At 67.3% G+C, this 23,168-nt stretch carries 20 protein-coding genes and 1 pseudogene; 12 read left to right on the forward strand and 9 right to left on the reverse strand.

Translation table 11 applies throughout. The features are described 5' to 3' along the window. Window positions 1-115: 115 nt before the first annotated feature. The 5 genes from Q0833_RS12480 (at window position 116) to Q0833_RS12500 (ending at window position 5,367) form a co-directional block, all read left to right on the forward strand. Window positions 116-1,723 carry an ABC transporter substrate-binding protein gene (locus Q0833_RS12480; protein ID WP_298435190.1) on the forward strand — a complete coding sequence of 536 codons (1,608 nt, stop codon included), beginning with the start codon at window positions 116-118 and terminating at the stop codon, window positions 1,721-1,723. A gap of 68 nt (window positions 1,724-1,791) precedes the next feature. Then, complete coding sequence (locus Q0833_RS12485) at window positions 1,792-2,844, forward strand: ABC transporter permease (RefSeq protein ID WP_298435193.1); 1,053 nt, start codon at window positions 1,792-1,794, stop codon at window positions 2,842-2,844. Further along, window positions 2,841-3,770 (forward strand): ABC transporter permease, encoded by a 930-nt coding sequence (locus Q0833_RS12490; RefSeq protein ID WP_298435196.1) that lies wholly within the window; start codon window positions 2,841-2,843, stop codon window positions 3,768-3,770. Before Q0833_RS12485 ends, Q0833_RS12490 begins: the two co-directional genes overlap by 4 nt. Then, complete coding sequence (locus Q0833_RS12495; RefSeq protein ID WP_298435199.1) at window positions 3,767-4,624, forward strand: ABC transporter ATP-binding protein; 858 nt, start codon at window positions 3,767-3,769, stop codon at window positions 4,622-4,624. The genes Q0833_RS12490 and Q0833_RS12495 overlap by 4 nt, the downstream gene beginning before the upstream one ends. Further along, entirely contained in the window at window positions 4,621-5,367 is a 747-nt protein-coding gene (locus tag Q0833_RS12500; RefSeq protein ID WP_298435202.1) for an ABC transporter ATP-binding protein, read from the forward strand. Before Q0833_RS12495 ends, Q0833_RS12500 begins: the two co-directional genes overlap by 4 nt. Window positions 5,368-5,483: 116 nt before the next feature. Here Q0833_RS12500 and Q0833_RS12505 read toward each other — a convergent pair whose 3' ends face one another. Further along, window positions 5,484-5,741 (reverse strand): FAD-linked oxidase C-terminal domain-containing protein, encoded by a 258-nt coding sequence (locus Q0833_RS12505; protein WP_298435205.1) that lies wholly within the window; start codon window positions 5,739-5,741, stop codon window positions 5,484-5,486. Window positions 5,742-5,761: 20 nt separating this feature from the next. Between Q0833_RS12505 and Q0833_RS12510 the strand changes: the two are divergent. The 4 genes and pseudogenes from Q0833_RS12510 to Q0833_RS12525 form a co-directional block, all read left to right on the forward strand. Beyond that, window positions 5,762-6,112 (forward strand): annotated as a pseudogene (locus Q0833_RS12510) (CoA transferase); the annotation flags it as partial. Window positions 6,113-6,216: 104 nt separating this feature from the next. Next, window positions 6,217-6,780, forward strand: coding sequence for a biliverdin-producing heme oxygenase (locus Q0833_RS12515; protein WP_298435208.1), 564 nt, complete (start codon window positions 6,217-6,219; stop codon window positions 6,778-6,780). Next, window positions 6,770-9,409, forward strand: coding sequence for an HWE histidine kinase domain-containing protein (locus Q0833_RS12520; RefSeq protein WP_298435211.1), 2,640 nt, complete (start codon window positions 6,770-6,772; stop codon window positions 9,407-9,409). The genes Q0833_RS12515 and Q0833_RS12520 overlap by 11 nt, the downstream gene beginning before the upstream one ends. Before the next feature lie 201 nt (window positions 9,410-9,610). Continuing rightward, a complete protein-coding gene (locus Q0833_RS12525) occupies window positions 9,611-10,000 on the forward strand; it encodes a response regulator (protein WP_298435214.1) in 390 nt (129 codons plus the stop codon). Here Q0833_RS12525 and Q0833_RS12530 read toward each other — a convergent pair. From Q0833_RS12530 to Q0833_RS12540, 3 genes are read right to left on the reverse strand one after another with little or no spacing between them, the layout of a single operon-like run. After that, a complete protein-coding gene (locus tag Q0833_RS12530) occupies window positions 9,958-11,043 on the reverse strand; it encodes a hypothetical protein (protein WP_298435217.1) in 1,086 nt (361 codons plus the stop codon). The two genes, Q0833_RS12525 and Q0833_RS12530, sit on opposite strands and share 43 nt — an antisense overlap. A gap of 40 nt (window positions 11,044-11,083) precedes the next feature. Continuing rightward, window positions 11,084-12,334, reverse strand: coding sequence for a glycosyltransferase (locus tag Q0833_RS12535; RefSeq protein WP_298435220.1), 1,251 nt, complete (start codon window positions 12,332-12,334; stop codon window positions 11,084-11,086). Next, window positions 12,331-14,037 carry a response regulator gene (locus tag Q0833_RS12540; protein ID WP_298435223.1) on the reverse strand — a complete coding sequence of 569 codons (1,707 nt, stop codon included), beginning with the start codon at window positions 14,035-14,037 and terminating at the stop codon, window positions 12,331-12,333. The genes Q0833_RS12535 and Q0833_RS12540 overlap by 4 nt, the downstream gene beginning before the upstream one ends. 119 nt (window positions 14,038-14,156) lie before the next feature. Between Q0833_RS12540 and Q0833_RS12545 the strand changes: the two genes are divergently transcribed. Together Q0833_RS12545 and galE are read left to right on the forward strand one after the other, a co-directional pair. Beyond that, window positions 14,157-14,495, forward strand: a complete 339-nt coding sequence (locus Q0833_RS12545; RefSeq protein WP_298435226.1) for an Hpt domain-containing protein — start codon at window positions 14,157-14,159, stop codon at window positions 14,493-14,495. A 3-nt stretch (window positions 14,496-14,498) separates the two neighbouring features. Beyond that, window positions 14,499-15,539 carry a UDP-glucose 4-epimerase GalE gene (gene galE / locus Q0833_RS12550; RefSeq protein WP_298435228.1) on the forward strand — a complete coding sequence of 347 codons (1,041 nt, stop codon included), beginning with the start codon at window positions 14,499-14,501 and terminating at the stop codon, window positions 15,537-15,539. 328 nt (window positions 15,540-15,867) lie between these two features. Here galE and Q0833_RS12555 read toward each other — a convergent pair whose 3' ends face one another. The 5 genes from Q0833_RS12555 to bhcA all read right to left on the reverse strand — a co-directional run bounded on the left by Q0833_RS12555 (window position 15,868) and on the right by bhcA (window position 22,158). Beyond that, window positions 15,868-17,643, reverse strand: coding sequence for a sensor histidine kinase (locus tag Q0833_RS12555; protein ID WP_298435231.1), 1,776 nt, complete (start codon window positions 17,641-17,643; stop codon window positions 15,868-15,870). 148 nt (window positions 17,644-17,791) lie between these two features. Continuing rightward, the gene (gene bhcD, locus Q0833_RS12560; RefSeq protein ID WP_298435234.1) at window positions 17,792-18,757 is read right to left on the reverse strand and encodes an iminosuccinate reductase BhcD; all 966 of its coding nucleotides are present in this window, start codon (window positions 18,755-18,757) and stop codon (window positions 17,792-17,794) included. A 59-nt stretch (window positions 18,758-18,816) separates the two neighbouring features. After that, on the reverse strand, window positions 18,817-19,977 hold the full coding sequence (gene bhcC, locus Q0833_RS12565; RefSeq protein WP_298435236.1) for a 3-hydroxy-D-aspartate aldolase BhcC: 1,161 nt from the start codon (window positions 19,975-19,977) through the stop codon (window positions 18,817-18,819). A gap of 10 nt (window positions 19,978-19,987) precedes the next feature. Beyond that, window positions 19,988-20,971, reverse strand: coding sequence for a beta-hydroxyaspartate dehydratase BhcB (gene bhcB / locus Q0833_RS12570; RefSeq protein ID WP_298435239.1), 984 nt, complete (start codon window positions 20,969-20,971; stop codon window positions 19,988-19,990). Beyond that, window positions 20,968-22,158 carry an L-aspartate--glyoxylate aminotransferase BhcA gene (bhcA, locus tag Q0833_RS12575; protein WP_298435242.1) on the reverse strand — a complete coding sequence of 397 codons (1,191 nt, stop codon included), beginning with the start codon at window positions 22,156-22,158 and terminating at the stop codon, window positions 20,968-20,970. Before bhcA ends, bhcB begins: the two co-directional genes overlap by 4 nt. 161 nt (window positions 22,159-22,319) lie before the next feature. Between bhcA and bhcR the strand changes: the two genes are divergently transcribed. Further along, entirely contained in the window at window positions 22,320-23,165 is an 846-nt protein-coding gene (bhcR, locus tag Q0833_RS12580; RefSeq protein WP_298435245.1) for an HTH-type transcriptional regulator BhcR, read from the forward strand. Window positions 23,166-23,168 lie beyond the last annotated feature (3 nt).

Raw genomic sequence — 23,168 nt, forward strand, 5'->3', positions numbered from 1 at the left:
ACCACTACGGCGAGGCGCTTATCGAGAAGATCTGCCACGGCAACTGGCTGCGGCTTCTGGAGCGGAATTGGGGCGGCGAAGACCCCGGCCGCGATCAACGACAAGGAGAGAAAGAATGAACCTGTTCACACGCACCCTCGCGGGGGTGGGCCTCGCGGCGACGCTCCTGACCGGGACGGCCACGATCGCGATAGCCGAGACCCCCGACAACATGCTCGTCATCGCGCACCGCATCGACGACCTGACATCGCTGGATCCGGCCGAGAGCTTTGAGATCCAGGGCTCCGACGCCAGCCGCAATATCTACATGAAGCTGGTGAACCTGTTCCCCGACGATCTCGAGGCCGGCTACCAGCCCGAGATCGCCGAGAGCTGGGAGGTGTCCGAGGACGGGCGCACCATCACCTTCACCATCCGCGAGGGGCTGACCTTCCATTCGGGCAATCCGATCCGGGCCGAGGATGTCGAATTCTCGCTGCGCCGCGCGGTGCTGATGGACAAGACCCCGGCCTTCATCCTCAAGCAATTCGGCTTCACCCCCGAAAACGTCGAGCAGACCATCGTGGCCGACGGCAACACCATCTCGATCACCACCGACCAGACCTACGCGACATCCTTCGTGCTGAACTGCCTCACGGCCACGATCGGCGGCGTCGTCGACAAGGAACTGGTGATGGCCAACGAGGTCGACGGCGATTTCGGCAACACCTGGCTCAAGACCAACTCCGCGGGCTCGGGCGCCTACAAGCTCGTCTCGTGGAAGCCCAACGAGAGCCTGACGCTCGAGTCTAATCCCGACTTCTATCTCGGCGCCCCCGAGATGGAGCGCGTGATCGTGCGCCACGTCACCGAGAGCGCCAGCCAGCGGCTGCTGCTGGAGCGGGGCGATATCGACGTGGCCCGGAACCTCAACCCCGAGGACATCCAGGGTGCGTCCGGGGCCGAGGGCGTCGAGATCGCCGAGGAGCTGCGGGGTCGGCTGATGTATGTCGCGCTCAACCAGAAGCATCCCGAGCTGTCGAAGCCGCAGGTGCGGCAGGCGTTCAAGATGCTGATCGACTATGAGGGCATGGAGAACTCGTTCCTCAAGGGCGCCTACACGACGCATCAGAACTTCCTGCCCCGGACCTATCTCGGGGCCGTGGACGAAAACCCGTTCACCTACGACGTCGAGGCGGCACGCGCCCTGATCGAAGAGGCGGGCGTGCCCGAAGGCCTCGAGATCGAGCTGGGTGTCCGCGAGGCGCAGGAGCGGATCGAGATCGCGCAGGCGCTGCAGAACGCGGCCGCGCAGGTGGGGATCACGATCAACATCACCGTCGGCACCTCGGCCCAGATCCTGGCCCGCTACCGCGCCCGCGAACTCGACCTCTATGTCGGGGCCTGGGGTCCGGATTACCCCGATCCGCACACCAACGCGGGCACCTTCGCCTACAACCCGGACAATTCCGACGAGGCGAACGCCACCGGCCTTCTGGCCTGGCGCAACAGCTGGGACACCGGCGGGCTGACCGAGATGGTCGACGCCGCCGTGATCGAGCCCGACCGGGACATGCGCGCCCAGATGTATCGCGACATCCAGGCCCAGTTCCGCGAGACCTCGCCCTTCGCGGTGATGTTCCAGCTGACCGAGCAGATCGGGCTTCGGGACAATGTCGACAACCTGTCGCTTGGCGGGCCGATCACCAATGCCGCGTATTGGAACGTAACGAAGGGCGAATAAGCGCCCATCGTTCCACCAGACCGGGGAGGCGCGCGCCTCGCGCCTCCCCATCCGTCCGAGGACCAGCCATGGCCGTTTCCGACCCAGAACCCCGCCGCCGCGCGCCGCTTGCGCCGTGGTTCACGGGCACGCTCAAGACCGTGGGCTCCATCGCGGCCACGATGCTGGGCCTTCTCTTCGTGACGTTCATCATCGGGCGCGTCATGCCCATCGATCCCGTGCTGGCCATCGTCGGCGAGCGCGCGTCGCAATCGACATACGACGCCGTCTACCAGCAGCTCGGGCTCGACCGGCCCCTCATCGTACAGTTCGGCATCTATGTCTGGGACGTGGTCCGCGGCGATTTCGGCATGTCGATCCTCAACGCCCGCCCCGTGGCCGAGGATATCGCCCGCGTCTTTCCCGCCACGCTGGAGCTGGCGACCATCGGCGTCATCATCGGCATCGTCATCGGCATCCCGCTGGGCGTCGCCTCGGCCGTCCGGCAGGGCAGCTGGATCGACCAGATCGCCCGGGTCGTCGCACTCGTCGGCTACTCGATGCCGATCTTCTGGCTGGGCCTGATCGGGCTTTTGATCTTCTACGGCATCCTCGGCTGGGTGGGAGGGCCCGGACGGCTGGGCATCTTCTACCAGGACATTGTGCCCGACCGCACCGGCATGATCCTCGTCGACAGCGCGATCGCTGGAAACTGGGACGTCTTTCGCAACGCGTTCAGCCATATCGTGCTGCCCGCCTCGCTTCTGGGATATTACTCGCTGGCCTATATCAGCCGCATGACGCGCTCGTTCATGCTCGAACAGCTCAGCGCCGAATACATCACCACCGCCCGTGTGAAGGGCATGTCGGAATGGTCGGTCATCTGGGGCCACGCGTTTCGCAACATTCGCGTCCAGCTCATTACCGTCATCGCGCTCAGCTACGCGAACCTTCTGGAGGGGTCGGTCCTGACCGAGATCATCTTCGCCTGGCCCGGCATCGGCAGCTACATCACCACGGCGCTTCTCGCGGCGGACATGAACGCGGTGCTGGGCGGCACCGTCGTCGTCGGCCTGATCTTCATCTGCCTCAACATCTTCTCCGACCTGCTCTACCGGGTCTTCGATCCGAGGTCGAAATGAGCGATGCCACCCCGACGGACGCGGGCGGGCGCGCCTGGCTGACCTCCGACACGCCTGCCTCGCGCCGGCAGGCCAAGGCGGCGGCGATCTATCAGGGCTGGCTGAACTTCCGGTCGAACACGCTGGCGATGGTGGGGCTGGGCATCCTCGTGCTTCTGCTGGCCATCGCGGCCTTCGCGCCGCTCCTGGCGCCCCATGACTGGATGGCGCAGGATCTCGGCAACCGGCTGCAACCGCTGGGCACGCCCGGCCACCTCCTCGGCACCGACAGCCTTGGGCGCGACATCCTCAGCCGCCTGATCTACGGCAGCCGGATCACCCTCTACATCGTGGCGCTGGTGGCCCTCATCGCACCTGTCGCGGGCCTCCTCGTGGGGACGGTCGCGGGCTATACGGGCGGCTGGGTCGACGCCGTCCTGATGCGGATCACCGACATCTTCCTCGCCTTTCCCCGCCTCGTGCTGGCGCTGGCCTTCGTCGCAGCCCTCGGCGCGGGGATCGAGAACGCCGTCATCGCCATCTCGCTGACCGCGTGGCCGCCCTATGCCCGGATCGCGCGGGCCGAGACGCTGACGATCCGCTCCTCGGACTACATCAGCGCGATCCGCCTGCAGGGCGCGGGCCCGCTCCGGATCATCACCAAGCATATCTGGCCGCTCTGCATCTCGTCGCTCATCATCCGCGTCACGCTCGACATGGCGGGCATCATCCTCGCCGCCGCGGGCCTGGGCTTTCTCGGCCTCGGCGCGCAACCGCCCAGCCCCGAATGGGGCGCCATGATCGCCGAGGGGCGTCGCTTCATCCTCGACCACTGGTGGGTCGCCACCGTCCCCGGCCTCGCGATCTTCACCGTCTCACTGGCGTTCAACCTTCTGGGCGACGGGCTGCGCGATGTGCTCGACCCCAAGAGCGGGGGCCATTCATGAGCGCCGATCCCCTGCTCGACGTACAGAACCTCCACGTCCGCTTTCCGACCCGCCAAGGCCTCTTCGAAGCGGTGCGCGGCGTGTCCTTCACGCTCGGCCGCGAACGCCTCGGGATCGTCGGCGAAAGCGGGTCGGGCAAGTCCATGACCGGCCGCGCGATCCTGCGCCTGATCCGCCCGCCCGGTCAGGTCGAGGCCGACCGCATCGCGCTCGACGGCGTGAATCTGCCGGATCTGGACGAGGCGGCGATGCGCAAGATCCGCGGCCAGCGTATCAGCATGGTCATGCAGGATCCCAAGTTCAGCCTGAACCCGGTCATGCGCGTCGGCGACCAGCTGATCGAGGCCTACCGCCTGCACGCCAAAGGCAGCCGCCGCGCCGCCCATGCCAAGGCGGTCGAGATGCTGGATGCCGTGTCGATCAACGACCCCGAACGGGTGATGCGCGCCTACCCGCACGAGGTCTCGGGCGGCATGGGTCAGCGGATCATGATCGCGATGATGCTGATCCCCGACCCCCAGATCCTGATCGCCGACGAGCCGACCAGCGCGCTCGACGTGTCGGTCCAGCGGCAGGTGCTGACCATCATGGACGATCTCGTGCGCGATCGCGGCATGGGTCTGATCTTCATCAGCCACGACCTCAACCTCGTCGCCGATTTCTGCGACCGGGTGCTGATCATGTATGCGGGCCGCGTAGTCGAGACCTGCGATGCCAAGCGCCTGCACGAGGCGACCCATCCCTACACGCGCGGCCTGCTCGACGCGCTGCCCCGCCTCGACCGCCCGGTCGAGAAGCTCGCGGTTCTCCAACGCGACGCGGCCTGGGCCGACGCGCCATCGGCGCCCTCATGAACGCGATCGAGATCGAGGGGCTGGATGTCTGGTTCGGCGAAGGGGCCGACCGGGTCGAAGCCGTCCGCGGCGCGACCTTCACGGTGCCCGAGGGGCGGAGCTTCGGCCTCGTCGGCGAGAGCGGGTCGGGCAAGTCCACCATCCTGCGCGCCATCACCGGGCTTGCGCCGAACTGGACGGGACGGATCGCGATCGAAGGCAACGAACTCGTCGGCGCCAAGCGGCAGCGCAGCTTCTTCAAGCGGGTCCAGATGGTGTTCCAAGACCCTTATGCGTCGCTGCACCCGCGCCATTCCGTCGATCAGGTCCTGTCCGAGACGCTGCAACTCCACGGCATCCCCGATATCGACCGGCGGGTGCCGAAGCTGCTGTCGGATGTGGGGCTCGGGCCGCGCTTCCGGTTCCGCTACCCGCATCAACTGTCCGGCGGCCAGCGTCAGAGGGTGGCCATCGCGCGGGCCCTGGCCGGCGAACCGGACGTTCTCCTCCTCGACGAGCCGACATCGGCGCTCGACGTCTCGGTGCAGGCCGAGATCCTGAACCTGCTGACGGATCTCCGGGCCGAGCGCGGCCTGACCTACCTGATGGTCTCCCACGACCTGCCGGTGATCGGGCATATGTGCGACGAGCTGGCCGTGATGCGCGGCGGCGAGATCGTCGAGGTCATGGATGTCGATCGCCTGCGAACGATGACGCCTTCGCATCCTTACACCAAGGAGCTGATCGCAGCCTCGGCGCTCTGATTGGGCAGGGATGCCACCGGACCCGTGCCGCCTCGATGCCGCCCCCTGACGGATCGGCCCGCGCGCGATCCTCGCGCAGGGAACCACCGGGCGGCCACCCGGTGCGACCTTCTGATCTATGCCGGCCCCGGCTCGGAGGCCTCCGCGCCCGCCGCGAAGATCACGCCGCGGTTCATCAGCCCGCCCGGGTCGAGCGCTGCCTTGATCGCCCGCATGGCCGCAAGTTCGGACGGTTGCGCAAGACGCGCCAGTTCGGCGGCCTTGAAGCGTTCGATCCCGTGTTCGGCGCTGATCGCACCGCCGAGATCGACCACGACGTCGTGCAGCCGCGCGGTCAGTTCGGGCGCGATCCCGGCATAATCGGCACACGGCAACGCGGCCAGTCGCGCTCGGCCGCGAGGCGTGGCTCGACCATCCGCACTTCGCCGATCGGGCCGCGCGCGCGACCCATGCCGAAGCGATGGACGCGGCCCTGATCGACGCGCTTGCCCCTCGCGACGCGCCGGATTGGGAGCGAAGCTTCCGGGCGGCGGGCGTCCCTGCCGCGTGCCTGCAGACGCTCGACGCCGCACTGGCCATGCCGCAGATCGCGGCGCGCCGCTTTCTCGCGACCATGGGCGATGCGGCCGTTCCCACCCTGCCGTTCCGCATCGGCGGCCAGACCCCCGTCCCCGCAACCGGTCCCCGCTCGCTCGGGGCGGACACGGCCGAAGTTCTGGCCGAACTGGGCTTGCCTGACGCCTAGATCTGAAGCCGCAACGAATGTGCTACGAAACGGCCTGCCCTTAACGGAGCCTTAGGCGATGGCCCGCTAGAAGACCGGCACGCTGTCGAACGGGTGCCGATACGATGTCATTGCGAGACCGCCTCCGCCACGAGACCCGCACTGCCCATGCGGACGTGGACGCACGCTTCGGCGCCTACGATATCGTCCAGCCGGGGCGGTACGAGGATTTCCTGACCGCGCATCTCGACGCGCTGACCTCGCTCGACGCGCGCGCGGACCATCGGTCCGGCGAAGACGTGCGCCGCGATATTGCGGAGATGCGGGGACGCATCCGCCAGGATTTGCGACGCCTCGGTCGCGCGGACCCGCCTGTCGCGCCGCCGTCGACCGCGGGCGGGCCTCTCCATCCCGATGCGCTGCGCTACGCGGTCTGGGGCTCGCAGATCGGCATGTCCTTTCTGCATCGGCGATGGGCCGCCCTGCCCCGGACCCCCGTCCGCACCAGCAGCCGGTTCCTGACCACGCCCTTCGCGCCCCCGCTCTGGAAGGCGCTCTGCCGGCGTCTCGCCGCGACCCCCGCCACCGGGGACATGTCCGACCGCGTCGTCGCCGATGCCGGGCGCATCTTCGATATCTACGCCCATGCTGCCCGGCGCAGCCCATCGGATCTCAGCCATGCCGGATAGCGCGCGCGACCTCGAACTGACCTCATGCGACCGCGAGCCGATCCATCTCCTGGCGCGGGTGCAGCCGTTCGGATGCCTCATCGCGATCTCGGCCGACTGGCTGATCCTGCACGTCTCCAGCAACGTCGCCGACATTCTTGGCGTCCCCGCCGACGACATCATCGGCACGCCCTTTGCCGCGCTGTTCACCGACTCCGTCGCCCATACGCTGCGCGGCCGCACGCAGGTCCTCAACGCCAGCAACCAGGCCTGCCGCGTGTTCGGAGCCGATCTCTTCGAGGATGGGCGCCTCTTCGACATCTCGATCCATCCGACGAATCGCGGCTTCATCTATGAGTTCGAAGAGAAGGCCGATCTTGCGCCGCGCAACGACATGGAACTCGTCCAGACATTGCTTGCGACCGTCCGCCTGCAGGACCATCCCGACGATCTGCTGCGCGCGGCAGCCAGTGCCATGCGCGGCCTTTGCGGCTTCGACCGGGTGATGGTCTACCGGTTCGGCCCGGATGGCAGCGGTCACGTCATCGCCGAGGCGGCGGCGCCCGGCGTCGAGAGCTTTCTCGGCCTGCGCTATCCGGCCAGCGACATTCCCAAACAGGCGCGCGCGCTCTACCGCAAGAACCATCTCCGGCTGATCGCCGATGTCGATGCCGAGGTGCTCGACATCGTTCCGGCCCGATGCCCGAACGGCGACACGATCGACCTTTCGGGTGCGGTCACGCGGGCCGTGTCTCCGGTGCATCTGCAATACCTGCGCAACATGGGCGTGCGGGCGTCCATGTCGTCTTCGATCATCCAGAACGGCGCGCTCTGGGGTCTCTTCGCCTGCCATCATGACACCCCGCGATACGTGGATTACGAGCGGCGGACCGCGATCGAACTCTTCACGCAGCTGGTTGCCTACGAACTCGCCGACCGCCTGAATGCCGAACTCCGCGAAGAGGTGTCTGATACCAAGGCCCTCCACGACCGCATCATGCTGCGTGTCTCGAACGGTCTCGGCCTCTTCGACGGCTTCGCCGACTTGGCGGACGAGATCCACGAGCTGATCGAGTTCGACGGCATCGCCATCTTCTCCGACGACCGCTACATCTCTCTCGGGGCCGCGCCCAGCGAAGACGAGTTCATGCGGCTGGTCCGTTTCCTGAACACGACGACAATGGGGAACGTGTTCGCGACCGACCACCTGGCCGAGCGCTATGCCGGCGCGGCCGCACTTTCGGATCGCGTCGCCGGAGTTCTCGTCCTGCCGATCTCTCGAAGTCCACGAGACTACATCGTGCTCTTTCGTGCGGAGGTGCGGCGCTCGGTGACCTGGGCGGGACGCCCCGAGAAGGCGGTGACCCATATCGACGGGCAACCGTGCCTGAGCCCGCGCACCAGTTTCGCGGCCTGGCAGGAGGACATCCGGGGCCGATGCGCGCCCTGGACCGACAGACACCTGAGCATCGCGGACACGCTGCGCCACTCGCTCCTCGAAGTCGTGCTGAAGGTCACGGACGAGGCGGGTCGCACCGCCCGGCATCTGCGCCAGAAGCAGGAGCTTCTGATCGCCGAGCTCAACCACCGGGTCCGCAACATCCTCAGCCTCATCAGCGGCATCGTTTCGCAGGCGAACCGCGCCGACCCGTCGCTCGAAACCTATGTCGCGAACCTTGAATCCCGCATCCAGGCGCTGGCCCGCGCCCATGATCAACTGACGCAACAGGACTGGGCCGCGGCGTCGTTCTTCCAGCTCGTGAAGGCGGAAATCGCCGCATACACCCAGAACGACGGCGATGCCGTCCTCCTCGATGGGACCGATGTCCGGCTAGAGCCGCAGGCATTCACAACGCTGGCGCTCGTGGTCCACGAACTGGTGACCAACGCGATGAAATACGGCGCGCTCTCGTCGCGAAACGGGCGGATCCATCTCTCCTGCCGGATCGACCGCACCGGCGCCTACGTCATCCACTGGGTCGAGCAGGGCGGCCCGGCGGTGCAGGCCCCCACCCGCGAGGGCTTCGGTTCGACCATCTTGAACCATTCGATCCCGTTCGACCTGCAGGGCCTGTCGGACGTCCGCTTCAACGTCTCGGGCCTTGTCGCGGAATTCGCGGTGCCCGCGTCCCATTTCGAGACGGTGGCTCCACACGCGGAATGCCGCGAGGCCGCCCCTTCGCCGGGTCGTGCCCAACCGCAGCCCCCCGCGCCCGCGCCGGAGGCGCCGCCATCCGCGCCGGCGCCGCTCGACGGGCTCGAACTCCTGCTCGTCGAGGACAATATCGTGATCGCGATGGACACGAAGGCGAAGCTCACCAAGCTGGGCGCGCGTTGCGTGCAGATCGCAAGTTCGGTCCGCGTCGCGCTGAAGGTCATGGACGAGGCGTCGATCCAATGCGCGGTGCTCGACGTCAATCTCGGCGACGAGGTGTCCATCGGCGTAGCGCAGCGCCTTCACGCCGCGGGCATTCCGTTCATTCTGGCCACGGGGTACGGCACGGATCAAAGCGCGCTCGACGGGTATCCCGACGTCACGATCATGGTGAAACCCTACAGCCTCGACGACCTCGGTGCGGCCCTCGCGACCGAGCTGGCCCGACACGACGCGTCTATCGCGACGCCGGACGCCTCCCATGCCGCACAGTAGCGCCGTCCGAGACCGCTATGGGCCGGTCCCTTCGGCTTCTCCCGAGCATCGGCCCCGCCAGGATGGCGCCGATCTTCGGATGGGCCCGAGGTTCTTTGGTTCGACCGCGTGTCTGACGATGGCGGCGGTGCGATGGGGCCGAGCCGTCCGCGCGACGACCTGGCATGGGCCCAAGCCGCCCCGCAGCACGAGAATGATCTCATGACCGCCCTTCGCGTCGCCTATGTCGAAGACGAGAACGATATCCGCGAGCTGACGGAAATCGCGCTGACCAGCTTCGCGGACTTCACCGTCCAGACCTATGCTTCGGGGGCAGAGGCCCTCGCGGCTCTGGAGGCGTTTGCCCCGGACCTGATCCTGCTTGACGTGATGATGCCCGCAATGGATGGCAAGACCCTCTTCGGGCACATCACGCGGACGGAGGCTCTGGCGGAGGTCCCCGTGGTCTTCATGACGGCCAAGGCGCTTCCGGCGGAATGCGAGGAGTTGCGCGCGCTCGGGGCCGTCGGCATCATCTCGAAGCCCTATGATCCGGTGACGCTGGCCGATCAGGTCACGGAGCTGTGGCGCGCCGCGACCGCCCCGTCCTGAGGTTCGCCGCGCGCCGCGGCGCGTTCAATTGGTGCGCTATCGAAACCCAGTCGCCCGAAAAGCCGCGCGAGCCCGCGCCGCAGCGTGGCGCCGACGCCCGATACGCTGGAGATCCGCACTGTCGACTGCACCGGGAACGGGGCCGCGGGGTCGAGGCGGACACGCGCGAGCTGCTTGCTTTCGTCGAGGCGGAAGGCCGTCCGGAACTCGTCGGGGATGGATTGCGACACCGGAAGGATGGCCTCGATCCGACCCAAATGCGTCAGTTGTCCGCTGGAGATACGCACCCGGTCGCCGTTCTCGATCGCGAAGAGATAGGTCTTCGGGAGGTAGGCGAGGACATAGGGGTCGCCCCAGAGCAGGACGAGGATCGGCTCGCCGGGCAGATAGACCTCGCCGGGCGCGGGAACCTCCCCGCCGACGATGCCGTCGACCCCGGCGAGATGGCGCCCCTCGGCATAATGCGTGCGAAGCTTCGAGATGGCGCCCTCGGCATGGCGGCGAGCAGACTCCACCGCCTCGATCTCCTGGCTGAGGCCGTCGAGGCTGGCGCGGAGCGTCGTGACCTCGGCCTGCGAGGCATAGACCTCCGTCTCGACGGCCTCGCGGCGCAAGGTCGGCACGCCGCGCCGATAGGCGAGGATCTGCGCCAGGCGATCGCGATAGGTGTCCAGCCGGTCGATCGCTTCGGGAAGGCGGCTTTCGACGACGCCGCGTTCGGACCGGAGCGTGGCCTGACGCTCGGCCAAGGCCGCGTCCTGCATCGACAATTCCGCGAGCCGACCCAGAACGTCGAGCGATTCCGCGCGCAAAAGGACATCGCCGGCCGCGACCGTCTGCCCCGGCGCCACGGCGACCTCGGTCACGCGAACCAGCGCGGTCGCGGCGATCACACTGCGATTCTTGAGGACGATCCCGTCGGCGCGCAGGAACAGCCGCTCGCCCAGAAGGTAGTTGCCCAAGGCCGCGAAGAACACGGCAAGCAGGATCAGGTAGATCGTGCGATCGAGGTTGCGCCGCTTCGGCGGCGGGGCGTTGACCATCGCATCTGCGCGCGGTCGGGTTTTCAGGCGACGCAGCATCCTAGCCCCGAACCCGGTGCACCTTCTCGGGCACGTAATTGTCCGCGTAGGAGCTACGGAAGATCCATTCCTGCAGATATGCGGCCAGCCGCACCATGCGCATGTAGATCGAGAAGAGGCTGTACCCCGGCACGTCCGGCAGGAGGGACAGCCCGTCGAGCTTCGGCGTGCGCGATGCGGCCAAGATGAAGACCAGCAGGTCGAGCGCCATCAGGCCCAGTTGGGCCGCGCCCATCACGATCCACGCCGAGGCGCCGTACATCGCGAAGAGCCAGAGCACATAGACGGGCAGCGCCGCCGCGGCGACGACGTTGAAGACGAGGAATTCCAGTTCGTGGACCAGTTCTGACACGCGGAAGCTGGACGCGAAGGGGTTCAGCATGCGCGCGTGCTTGCGATATCGCAGCCGTACGGCATCACGCTCCCATCGGAGACGTTGGCCGGTGAGGGCCGCACGGGTCGCGGGCACATCGGTATAGCACATCGCATCGGCGGCGAAGCGAATGCCCCATCCGGCCTGGCGCAGCGAGAGCGTGAGGTCCAGATCCTCGCCCCCGCCGGCATCGAGCCCGCCCACCCCGTCGTAGGCATCGCGCCGGAAGGCCCCGAACGCGCCGGACACGCAGGTGATCTGGTCGAGCCGGTCGCCGGCCTGTTTGCCCAGCGAGATCGAGATTGCGTATTCGATCGCCTGGAACCGCGCGATCAGGCTCCGATCGGTATTGCGCGGCAGGATGTTGCCGCAGACGGCCCCAACGGCCGGGTCGGCGAAGGGGCGCAGCACATTGCGGATCGCGTGACGATCGAACGAGCAGTCGCAATCGACATTGATGACGATCTGACCGCTGCTCAGGCGGGCCGCCATGTTCGTGCCCGCCGACTTGCCGGACCGCAGGTCGGTCGCATGAACCGCGTCGATCAGACCCTCGGCGCGAAGCTCGGCGATCCGACGCCGCATCGCGTCCGATGATCCGTCGCTGACGACGACGATCTCGTCGGGGCGACGAGATTGCTCGACGAGACCGTGGACACAGGCCGCGATCGCGCGCTCCTCGCTGTGGCCCGCGATGATGACGCTGACCCGGCCCTCGAACTCGGCCGACGGACGGGTGCGGCCCGGCGTCAGCGCCGTCAGCAGGAACGGGATCCCGTAGCGCGGCAGCTCGAAGATCGCGACGAACCAGAAGAGCGCAAGCAGGCTGTCGAAGCTCTGGGCCCGGAGATAGGCGATGGCGGACGCAAGCTCGATCAATTGCCGAGATCCTCGGGGCCGAAGAGCTCGAACTGACAGCCGAGATCGTGGCGGACGACGCCGTTGGCCTGAACGCGCGCCCGCTCGACCACGTCATCGACGGCGGACCTGTCGGCCTCGTAAAGAAGGAAGAAGTCGTTGGCCCGCCCCTTCGCGACGAAGGCCCGGTCGCCCAGTGCGCGCTGAAACGTCTCGAGCCACAGACGTCGCGTGTCGCGCGCGGCGCGCGCGCTCTCGATATCCGGCAGCCGGTCATAGCGGATATATCCCAGCGCGAAGGGCGTCTTCGCGTCGTTGTAGTCCCGGGCCGCGCGGTTGAGCGCGATTGTCAGCTCCAACGGGAAATCCCCGAAGCGAAGGGCGGTCCGCCCCGGCCCCAGATAGGACGAACCCGCGCGCAGATAGGCGCGCCCGGCCTCGGTCGTCTCGGCCGCCATGATATCGCGGACGGGCATGCGGTCGGCGTCGGTCCGACTGGTGCATTCCGTGCAGATGAAGGCGACCACCGCGTCGGAAGTGACGTTCCCGCAGGCGTGGCAGCGGATCATCGTGCCGGGTCGATCGTAGTCGCGTCCGAAATGCGACAGCTCGCGGCGGCATTTCGGGCAGATGAGGTCGTCGCCCTGCCGGAAGTCGCCCTCGGGGGCCTGAAAGGCGCAGCGGAAGTGGTGCAGATAGCTGTCATCATCGAGATGGGAGGAGGCGCAGGTCGGGCATTCCTCACGCACGACGACATGCCCGGAGCGACAGTTGGGGCAGGCATGCAGCCGCTCGTAGAAGGTCGTCGAGATGAGCTCGTCGGAGCTGAGCCGCGTTAGGAGCGCGTCGATATCGCGTGGATCGGCGATCGTATTCCACGCCGCCAGCCCGTCATGCGCGTTCGACAACCGCGGCGTCAGCGTGCCCCCGGCCAGATGCAGGCGACAGAGCAGGCGATCGGCCGCGTCGCGGCTGCGCAGGATGTCGGGATGGATTTCGCGGCGGCGGTCGTGAAAGACGTCGACCAGCGCGGAAATGCGCCCGGCATCGAGCCCCGCGATGGTCGAAACGTCGAGATCGGCGCTCTCTTCCAGCTGGCCGGTCGCGTCGAGCACGGGCATCAGGTTCACGCCCGGAATGGACCACAGACGCGGAAGATCGACCGCCTCGCGTATGAGGATCGCGTCATAGCCATCGAGGCCAGGTGCCCAGGCCGGGCCCGCCGCATGGGGCCATTCCGCGAGAGCCAAGCCCAGCGTATCGATCGCGGTTCGGGCCGGGGCGGGCATCGGCGGCGCGGCCGGGCCGGGGGCGCCGCGCGGTTGCTCGACCAATTCGCAGATCAGATCGATATCAAGCGGCTTGGCGACCACGCGGTCGAACATCTCGCAATTGGCGCGATCCGCGAGCAGGCCCCGGACATCGCCGGTGATCGCCACGAAGCTCGGCTGCGGGCGCGTGCCCGCGCTCTCCTTGAAGCGGCGAACGACGTCGAGGCCGGTGATGTCGGGCAGATGAAAATCGCACAGGACGACGTCGAACTCGGCCGTAGCCAGCGCCTCGAGCGCGGCCGCCCCGCTGCCCGCGATCGTAACCTGATGGCCGGCGGCCCCGAGCATCAGCTCGATCAGGTCCTGAATCGCCGAGCTGTCCTCCACCAGGAGGACGTCGACCGGACGCACGGGGCGGCCGTCCTCGAAGTCGTCTGTCGCCGAAAGGTCCATTGCGGGGCACGCTAGGACGCCGAGGGTTTCTACTTCCCTAACCGCCGTCAGAATGCAGCCCGGACAGTTATTATCCCTGCGTTTGCAGGCTGTTAATCACCTGCCGCTAGACCGGCCCCATGGACGACCGAATCTCCGCCCTGCTCGATCGGCACCATGCCCGCACCAGCGTCGAGGTCGACGCGATTCTCGGCGAGGTCAAGCATCTCGCCCGATCCCGCTGCGGCCCCGGTGCCGATCTGATCCGCCGGGTCCACACCCTGAAGGGCAGCAGCGGGACGATGGGCTATGGCGCGATCTTTGCCGCAGCGGAGCGGCTAGAGGCCGCGCTGACAACGGGCGGCCCCGCGCCCGACCGGGGCGATCTGGCCGTGATCGTCGCCAGCGCGATCGACCTTCTGCGGGCCCGTGACGCAACGGGCGTCCGGGATTCCAGCCTCGTCGGAAAGTTCGGGTAGGCCATGATCCTCGTCACCGGCGGATGCGGGTATATCGGCGCACATTTCGTGCTGGCCTGCCGCGATGCGGGGCGCCCCGTCATCGTGCTCGACGACCTGTCGTCGGGCCATCGTGACGCGATCGACCCTTCGGTCCCGTTCTACGGGGGCGATGTCGCGGATCCCGCGCTGCTGGCGCGGATCACGGGCGAACATCGCGTCACGGCGGTGGTTCATTTCGCGGCCCGGATCTCGGTCACCGAGTCGATGACGGATCCCGACCTCTACGTTCTGGAAAACGAGATGAAGACGGCGCGATTGGCGGCGCTCTGCCGGGCCCATGGGATCCCCGACGTCATCCTGTCCTCGACCGCAGCGGTCTATGGCGCCGACACCCCCCGCGCCTCGGAGACTAGCGCGACCATCCCCCTGAGCCCCTATGGTGCGAGCAAGCTCGCCGCCGAACGGGCTGTGCGGGACACGCAGGGCCTGCGCCACGTCATCCTGCGCTACTTCAACGTCGCGGGCGCTGATCCGATGGGCCGGATTGGCCAACGGAACGCGGATGCGGCGCACCTGATCGCGCGGCTCTGCGCGGTCGCGACAGGGCGGCGAGCCGAACTCCACGTCTTCGGCACGGATTTCGACACGCGCGATGGCAGTGCGATCCGCGATTTCATCCATGTCAGCGATATCGCGCGCGCGCATCTCTGCGCGCTCGACCATCTGCAGCGGGGCGGGCCCTCGGTCACCCTCAATTGCGGCAGCGAGCGTGGCGTATCGGTGCTAGAAGCCGTCGCTGCGATGGAGGCGCTGCTGGGCCGCCCCATCCCGACCGTCCGCCGCCCCCGTCGTGACGGCGACATCGCGGAAATCGTCGCCGACGCCCGGCGGATCCGGGACGTGCTGGGCTTTGCGCCGCGTTACGGTCTGCGCGAGATCTGTGCCGACACGCTGGCCTTTGCCCAGGCGCTCGCCCAGCTCGAAAGGGATAACGAAATGCCGATGCTGCCCGACATCGGTCGTGACCGTGGTGCCATGACGCGGGGTCGAAGATCGGCTTGAACGACGCGCGGAACCCGGAGCACCTCTTGCGGTGCCGAAATTGGCTATTCGGATGCCATTTCACCCCGAGCGTGTTCGGAACATGGTCGGAGAGGCCGCGCGGACCGACGGCCCTTCCTGCGCGGTGGCACCAAAGCCCGGCGCGACCACTCGTCTCCATCGACCGTAGCATATGTCGCTGGGCAACTGTGCAAGACACAGCGGGTCGATCGCGGCGTGCGCTTTGAAGCGAGCTTCCATACCGCGCGTCCGGCCCCATGGCGCGACGGGCTTTCGGATCGTGTGCCACGCCTCCCCACCCTCGTAAGTGACCACCGCTACTTCGGCATCAGCCCACCGGGCGGGCCATCGCGGCGAGAGCCGGGGTTGCTGCGGGGTGGATTGGGTCCTTTTCGGCAAAGCCCGCCTTTGGGAGTGTCGTGGAGGCGTCGGAGCCGTCTTTCTGGACGGCATCCGCGAGCGGGAAGCGCAGGACGAAGGTCGTGCCGTGGGAGGAACTCTCGAAATCTATCTCGCCACCCATGCCTAGGGTGAGCGCGCGGGCGATGTTGAGGCCAAGACCGGTGCCATTCATCCGTCGGGTGTCGGGGGCCTCGGCCTGTTCGAACCGCTCGAAGATGCGCGGCGCGAACTCCTTCGGGATGCCGGCCCCCTGGTCGGTCACGGAAATCAGGACGTCTGTTCCGTCGAGATCGATGCCCAGCGTGACGCGCCCCCCGTCGGGCGAGAACTTGAGCGCATTCGACATCAGATTGCTGAGGATCTGCTCGAAGCGCTGCCGGTCGACGAGGATATGGGCGCCCTCGCTTTCGTCCCGGAGGGCGAAGGTCAGCCCTCGTTGGGGGGCATAATTCTGGAGCGAAGACATCACCGTCTCGACCATCGTTCGCCCGCTTTCGCGCCGGAGGAGGAAGCGCATCCGCCCTTCCTGGAGTTGTTCGATATCGAGGATGTCGTTGACCAGCCGCGCGAGACGGGCGCCGTTCTGGCGTGCCATCTCGACCATCCGCGCGGCCTTGGGGGGCAGTTCACCGCCGGCCCCCGCCTCGACCATGCCGAGCGCGCCCTGGATGGCCGTCAGCGGTGTTCGCAGCTCGTGGCTGACGACCGAGATGAAATTGTTCTTCATCTCGGCGGTGCGGCGCTCTTCGGTGACGTCGGCGATCATACCCTCCCAGACGTGGTCGGGGCCGCGTTTCTCGCGGTAGTCCGCGGACACGCGCAGCCAGATCCGGGGACCGTCGTCGACCTCGCACGGCAATTCCATCGAGACGGCGTGACCGCGCACCCGCGCCTCCTCGAGCCGTTCCACCAGGGCCGCTCGATCGGCGTCGGCGATCGCCCCGTCCAAAAGGGTCGTCTGGTTCAGAAGGCTGGCATCGTGCTGGCCCAGGATCTGGCGCGTGGCGCCGGTCACGAAGGAAAACCGGGCATCGGCGCCGGGCGACCGCGTGATCTCGAAGAGGATGACCGATGCCGAGGCGGCCATCATGCGCGTCTTGGCCTCGGCCTCGCGCCGGGCGCGGATGATCGCCCGCCGGTCCGCGTTCTTGAGAACGAAGTCGCCGACGAACCAGACCGCGAGCAGGTTGACGGGCCAGGTGAGCGCGATGCTGCGCCAGTAGATCTCGGGCGGGGTCGTCGTGAAGATCAGGATCACGGCGACCGGCACGCCGCCGGCGACCAGCGCCTGGACCATGACGTAGATACGGTCGAGGGGCAGGCGAAGGAGTTTATGCCATCCGAGCCACGCGACGATCGCGACGGATCCGGTCGCCGCGATGTAGATGAGACCGACGGTCGCCCCGACCCCGCCGGCCGAGTACCGCGTGATCAGGAGGGCCACCGTGGTGATGATCGCGGGGACCGGCCCCCCGAAGGTCGCGGCGAGCACGATGACCGCGGCGCGCGGATCGATCCGCACCCCCTCCAACGGCTCGACCGGGTTGTGCATCACGAGGATGCCGATGACCGAAAATACGAGCCCGAGGAGGAGTTTGCGCGCCAAGGGAGACATCGTCTCGATATCGCGCACGACGATCAGCGTGACCCCGCAAAGCAGAAGCAGCGACGCACACTCAAGTATTTCGACTACGTTGTCCAAGGCCCCCATCCGTACCTTCGGGTCTATGGCCCCTCGGATAGGCGTCCCGCCTTTACGCGACCTTAAGGCCGCATCGGCCCGTCACACTACCGCGCCGGAATCTGCCGCGCATTCTATTCAAATGTATCGATATACGGGCCGCGCCGCCTCAGAACGCGACCTCGATCGCCACCCCCGCGGCGACCGCGCGCTCGACCACCGCGCTTGCGACGGCGAGGTCCTGAAGGCCAACGCCGGTGCCGTCGAAAAGCGTGATCTCCTCGTCGGAGGTGCGCCCCGGATGGGTGCCGTTGATGACGGCGCCGATCTCGTTCACATCCGTTTCGGCGATGAGGCCCTGCCCCACCGCGTGCTGCGCCTCGCCGATGGTGATCGACTGCGCAACCTCGTCGGTGAAGACGGTCGCGCGCGCGAGGATCGCGGCCTCGACCTCCTGCTTGCCTTTGGTATCGGTGCCCATGCAGGCGATATGCGTGCCCGGCGCGACATGGGCATCCATCAGCGACGGGGCCTGCGACGACGTGATGGAGATGATGACGTCCGACTGGGCGCCGAGCTCCTCCAGCGATGCGGCCTCGAAGGGCAGGCCCAGCTCGGCGGCGCAGTCGGCGAGGCGGGAGAGCATCTCGGGGTGGTAGTTCCAGCCGACGACCTTCTCGAAGGACCGCTGGCGCACGGCGGCGCGCATCTGGAACACCGATTGATGCCCTGCGCCGATCATGCCGAGGACCTTGGCGTCCGGCCGCGCGAGATGCGCGATCGAGACGGCGGAGGCCGCCGCCGTCCGGAGGGCCGTCAGCAGGTTGCCGCCCACCACCGCGCGACACTGGCCGGTATCCGCGTCGAAGAGGAACACCGTCGATTGGTGGTTCGTCAGGCCCCTGGCCTCGTTCCCCGGCCAGTAGCCGCCCGATTTCAGCCCGAGGTTCAGGCCCGCGCGGTCGAACCCGGACTTGAACCCGTAGAGCGCGTCTGCATGGCCGATCGCCTCGCGGATGACGGGGAAGTTGTAGGCGTCGCCGCGCGACATCGCGGCGAAGACCGCTTCGACGGCCGTGAAGGACTCGTCGGCGGTCATGAGGTCCGCGATGGCGGATTCGGGAACGATGAGCATGGGCAATCTCCGGACATGGAACGGGCGGCGAAAGGCTCCGCCGCCCGTCGGGGCTTGGTTCAGTAGGCCTTGCCGCGGGCCGAGACGGGCCAGAGCGTTTCGACCTTTCCGCCGCGGACGCCGACATACCAGTCATGGACGTTGCAGGTCGGGTCGCAGTGGCCGGGCACGAGCTTGAGCTTGTCGTTCACCTTAAGGACACCGTCGGGGTCCATAACGACGCCGTGCTCGTCGGAGCATTTGACGTATTCGACATCGGTCCGTCCGAAGATGGTGGGCAGGCCGCTATCGACCGACTGGGCCTTCAGGCCGGCATCCACGATCGCCTTGTCGGCTTTCGCGTGGCTCATCACGGAGGTCAGGATGAAGAGCGCGTTCTCCCACTCGCCCTCGTCGATCCGGTTCCCGTTCTCGTCGAGGATACGGCCGTAATCGGCATCCATGAACGCGTAGGAGCCGCATTGCAGCTCGTTGAAGACGCCCGATCCGCTCTCGAAATAATACGATCCCGTGCCGCCGCCGCCGACGATATCGCAATCCAGCCCCTCGGCCTTCAGCGCGTCCACGGCCTCGCGGACCATGTCGATGGCGATCTGGGTCTTGGCGCGCCGTTCGTCATAGCTATCGAGATGCTGCATCGCGCCTTGGTAGGCTTGCAGCCCCGCGAAGCGCAGACCCTCGGCCGCGTCGATGGCCTTGGCGATCTCGACGACCTGGGGCGTGGTGGTGACGCCGCAGCGCCCCGCCCCGCAATCGATCTCGACCAGGCATTCGATCTCGGTGCCCGCCTCGACCGCGCCCGCCGAGAGATCGGCGACGTTGTCCAGATCGTCGACGCAGCAAATCGTCCGCGCGCCGAGCTTCGGCAGGTTGGCGAGCCGCTTGATCTTGGCGGGCTGGGTCACCTGGTTCGAGACGAGGATGTCGGTGATGCCGCCGCGCGCGAAGACCTCGGCCTCGGACACCTTCTGGCAGCAGACGCCGCACGCCCCGCCAAGGTCCTGCTGCATGTGCTGGACATCGACCGACTTGTGCATCTTGCCGTGGCTGCGGTGGCGCATGCCCTTGGACTTGGCGAAATCGCCCATTTTCTTGATGTTGCGCTCCAGCGCGTCGAGGTCCAGCACCAGCGCGGGGGTCTGGATGTCGGCCTCGTCCATGCCGGGGATCGCCGGCACGTCGTAGCCGACCTCGAGCTCGTCGAAATTCAGGTCCTTCATGATGTCCTCCTCAGCCCTGCATCCAGGGCAGTTTGTCCAGATCGACGTTTCCGCCGGTGATGACGACGCCGACGCGCTTGTTCGCGAAGACGCCGGGATTCTTCAGGATGACCGCCAGCGGCACGGCGCAGCTGGGCTCGATCACGATCTTCATCCGCGCCCAGGTCAGACGCATCGCGTCGATGATCTCCTGCTCGGACGCGGTCAGGATGTCGGTGACGTGGTTCGACACGAAGTGCCACGTCCGCTCCTTCAGGGGCACCTTCAGGCCGTCGGCGACCGTGACGGGGGCGTCATCGGCGATGATATGACCGGCCTTGAAGCTGCGGGCGGCGTCATCGGCCTGCTCGGGCTCGGCCGCGATGATCTCGACGCCGGGCGCGAGGTGGCTGAGCGTCAGGCAGGTGCCCGAAATCATGCCGCCGCCGCCGATCGGCGCGACCATCATGTCGACGGGATCGCCTTGGTCTTCCATCTGCTCCATGAACTCGCGGCTGCAGGTTCCCTGTCCGGCGATAACGCGCGGGTCGTTGTAGGGATGCACGAAATCGGCGCCCGTCTCCGCCTGCACCTGGGCGAACACCTCCTCGCGCGAGGTGGTCGAGGGCTCGCATTCGGTGATGATCCCGCCATAGCCGCGCACGGCATCCTTCTTGGCCTGCGGCGCGGTGCGCGGCATCACGACGTGGCACGGAATGCCCCGCCGCCCGGCCGCATAGCTCAGCGAGAGCGCGTGGTTGCCCGACGAATGGGTCGCCACGCCCCTGGCCGCCATCTCGTCGCTCAGGCCGAACACCGCGTTCGACGCGCCGCGCACCTTGAAGGCCCCGGCCTTCTGGAAGTTCTCGCATTTGAAGAACATCTCGCAGCCGGCCATGTCGTTGAGGAACGACGAGGTCAGCACCGGGGTCCGGTGGATGTGGGGCGCGATGCGCGCATGGGCTTCGACGACATCGTCGAAGGTCGGGATATCCAGTCCGTTGACGTCCTTCATTCCGCTGCCGCCTTCTGCTGGGCATTGCCATGCCGGTAGTAGTCCTGGGCCGCCGCGACCCCCGACCCGAGCGTCACGTCGAGCCCGAGATCGACCATCACCATCTCGGCCACGCCGAGGCCCGACAGCATCATCGCGTCCGTCAGCGCCCCGAGATGGCCGATGCGGAAGACCTTGCCCGCGACCTCGCCCAGCCCAACGCCGAACGCCATGTCATAGTCCCGCGCAGCGACGGTCACGATATCGGTGGCATCGAAGCCCGCGGGCGTCCGGATGGCCGAGACGCTGTCGGAATAGACCTCGGGCATTTCGGCACAGAGCTCGAGGCCCCAGGCGCCGACGGCGCGGCGCACGCCCTCGGCCATCCGGTGATGGCGCGCGAAGACGTTCTCCAACCCTTCGTCCAGCAGAAGGCCGCAGGACATCTTCAGCCCGTTCATCAGGCCCACGGGCGGCGTGTAGGGGAACGCGTTCGCGGCGTAGCCCTTCGTCATGTCGGCCGTGTCGAAATAGGTGCGCGGCAGCGTCGCGTTCGCCCCTGCACGGATCGCCTTCTCGCTGAACCCGACGATGGCGAGACCGGCGGGCAGCATGAAGCCCTTCTGCGAGCCGGTGACCGCGACGTCCACGCCCCACGCGTCGAAGCGGAAGTCCATCGACCCGATCGAGCTGACCCCGTCCACCAGCAGCAGTGCCGGGTGAGCCGCCGCATCCAGCGCGCGCCGCACCCCCGCGATATCCGACTTCACGCCGGTCGCCGTCTCGTTATGCGTGGCGAGGACGGCCTTGATGCTGTGGCCGGTATCGGCCCGCAGCGCCTCCTCGTAGGCGGCAAGGTCGATCCCACTGCCCCAGGGCACCTCGACCACCTGCACGTCCAGCCCGTGCCGCTGGCACATGTCGATCCAGCGATGGCTGAAGACGCCGTTGCGCGCCGCGAGCACCGTGTCGCCGGGCGACAGCGTGTTCGACAGCGCCGCCTCCCAACCGCCGGTGCCGGTGGACGGGAAGATAAAGATTTCGGCGCTCTCGGATTTCAGCACCTGGCGGACGCCGTCCAGACAGGGATGCAGGATATCCGCGAAGGCAGGGGACCGGTGGTCCATCGTCGGCATGTGGCAGGCCAGCCGGACCGCCTCGGGCATGTTCGTCGGACCGGGAATGAAGACGGGATTCTGGGGGTTCATGAGGATCTCCGATAAGCGACGTCCGGCTTCCCTAGACCAAGCCCCTCGTATCTCAAAGTTTTTTAAAAAACGTTTTCATTTTCGACACAGGAGATATATTCATTTCGTATCAGTGCGTTATATTTTTCAGATCGCGCCATGCGCAAGGAACGAGCAGAAATATGACCTCTCCCGACGGCGAAGATCGCAGCCCCCGGCCACGCGGGCGGCCGCGGGCCTTCAACGACCGCACTGACCAGAACACGATCAAGGCCGTCGACCGTGCGATGCGTCTGCTGCGCACCCTGTCCACGATGCAGGACGCCACGCTCTCGAATATCGCGCAGTCGACGGGCGACCCCACGGCCAGCGCCTACCGCGTGCTGGTAACCCTGCAGGCTCACGAGATCGTCGAGCTCGATGCGTCAGACCAGACCTGGCATGTCGGGCCGGGCGCGTTCCAGATCGGCTCGACCTTCCTGCGGCGCACCTCGCTCATCGAGCGCGCGCAGGCCCCGCTGCGCGAGTTGATGGAGGCCACGGGCGAGACGGCCAATCTCGGCATCCGCTCGAATGACAGCGTCCTCTTCGTCAGCCAGATCGAGACCCATGCCCCGATCCGGGCGTTCTTTCCGCCGGGCACCCGCGCGGACCTGCACGCGTCCGGGATCGGAAAGGTCCTGCTGGCCGCGATGCCCGAGGCGCGGCGCGATGCGGTCCTGCCCGATCCCCTGCCCCGCTATACCGCGCAGACCATTTCGGATGCGGAGGCGCTCGGGGCCGAGCTGGCGCGGATCGCCGGGCAGGGGCATGCCGTCGATGACGAGGAGCGGAACGAAGGCATGCGCTGCATCGCGGCCCCGGTGCGCAACCTGCATGGCGACGTGATCGCGGGGATCTCCGTCTCCGGTCCGACCAGCCGGGTTGCGACGGACCGGATCGCCGAATTCGCGGCACTCGTCACCGCCGCCGCCGAGACCCTGTCGCAACGGCTCGGCGCGCGGGGGCCGTCGCAGCCGGACGACTGACGC

It is taken from the genome of uncultured Jannaschia sp. (assembly GCF_947503795.1).
In the GTDB taxonomy this organism is placed as follows: domain Bacteria; phylum Pseudomonadota; class Alphaproteobacteria; order Rhodobacterales; family Rhodobacteraceae; genus Jannaschia.

Bases quoted from the DNA above. Each gene is read 5' to 3' on its own strand.
- Q0833_RS12480 (WP_298435190.1), top strand. From the start codon at position 116: ATGAACCTGTTCACACGCACCCTCGCGGGGGTGGGCCTCGCGGCGACG.
- Q0833_RS12485 (WP_298435193.1), top strand. From the start codon at position 1,792: ATGGCCGTTTCCGACCCAGAACCCCGCCGCCGCGCGCCGCTTGCGCCG.
- Q0833_RS12490 (WP_298435196.1), top strand. From the start codon at position 2,841: ATGAGCGATGCCACCCCGACGGACGCGGGCGGGCGCGCCTGGCTGACC.
- Q0833_RS12495 (WP_298435199.1), top strand. From the start codon at position 3,767: ATGAGCGCCGATCCCCTGCTCGACGTACAGAACCTCCACGTCCGCTTT.
- Q0833_RS12500 (WP_298435202.1), top strand. From the start codon at position 4,621: ATGAACGCGATCGAGATCGAGGGGCTGGATGTCTGGTTCGGCGAAGGG.
- Q0833_RS12515 (WP_298435208.1), top strand. From the start codon at position 6,217: ATGTCATTGCGAGACCGCCTCCGCCACGAGACCCGCACTGCCCATGCG.
- Q0833_RS12520 (WP_298435211.1), top strand. From the start codon at position 6,770: ATGCCGGATAGCGCGCGCGACCTCGAACTGACCTCATGCGACCGCGAG.
- Q0833_RS12525 (WP_298435214.1), top strand. From the start codon at position 9,611: ATGACCGCCCTTCGCGTCGCCTATGTCGAAGACGAGAACGATATCCGC.
- Q0833_RS12530 (WP_298435217.1), bottom strand. From the start codon at position 11,043: ATGGTCAACGCCCCGCCGCCGAAGCGGCGCAACCTCGATCGCACGATC.
- Q0833_RS12540 (WP_298435223.1), bottom strand. From the start codon at position 14,037: ATGGACCTTTCGGCGACAGACGACTTCGAGGACGGCCGCCCCGTGCGT.
- Q0833_RS12545 (WP_298435226.1), top strand. From the start codon at position 14,157: ATGGACGACCGAATCTCCGCCCTGCTCGATCGGCACCATGCCCGCACC.
- galE (WP_298435228.1), top strand. From the start codon at position 14,499: ATGATCCTCGTCACCGGCGGATGCGGGTATATCGGCGCACATTTCGTG.
- bhcD (WP_298435234.1), bottom strand. From the start codon at position 18,757: ATGCTCATCGTTCCCGAATCCGCCATCGCGGACCTCATGACCGCCGAC.
- bhcC (WP_298435236.1), bottom strand. From the start codon at position 19,977: ATGAAGGACCTGAATTTCGACGAGCTCGAGGTCGGCTACGACGTGCCG.
- bhcB (WP_298435239.1), bottom strand. From the start codon at position 20,971: ATGAAGGACGTCAACGGACTGGATATCCCGACCTTCGACGATGTCGTC.
- bhcA (WP_298435242.1), bottom strand. From the start codon at position 22,158: ATGAACCCCCAGAATCCCGTCTTCATTCCCGGTCCGACGAACATGCCC.
- bhcR (WP_298435245.1), top strand. From the start codon at position 22,320: ATGACCTCTCCCGACGGCGAAGATCGCAGCCCCCGGCCACGCGGGCGG.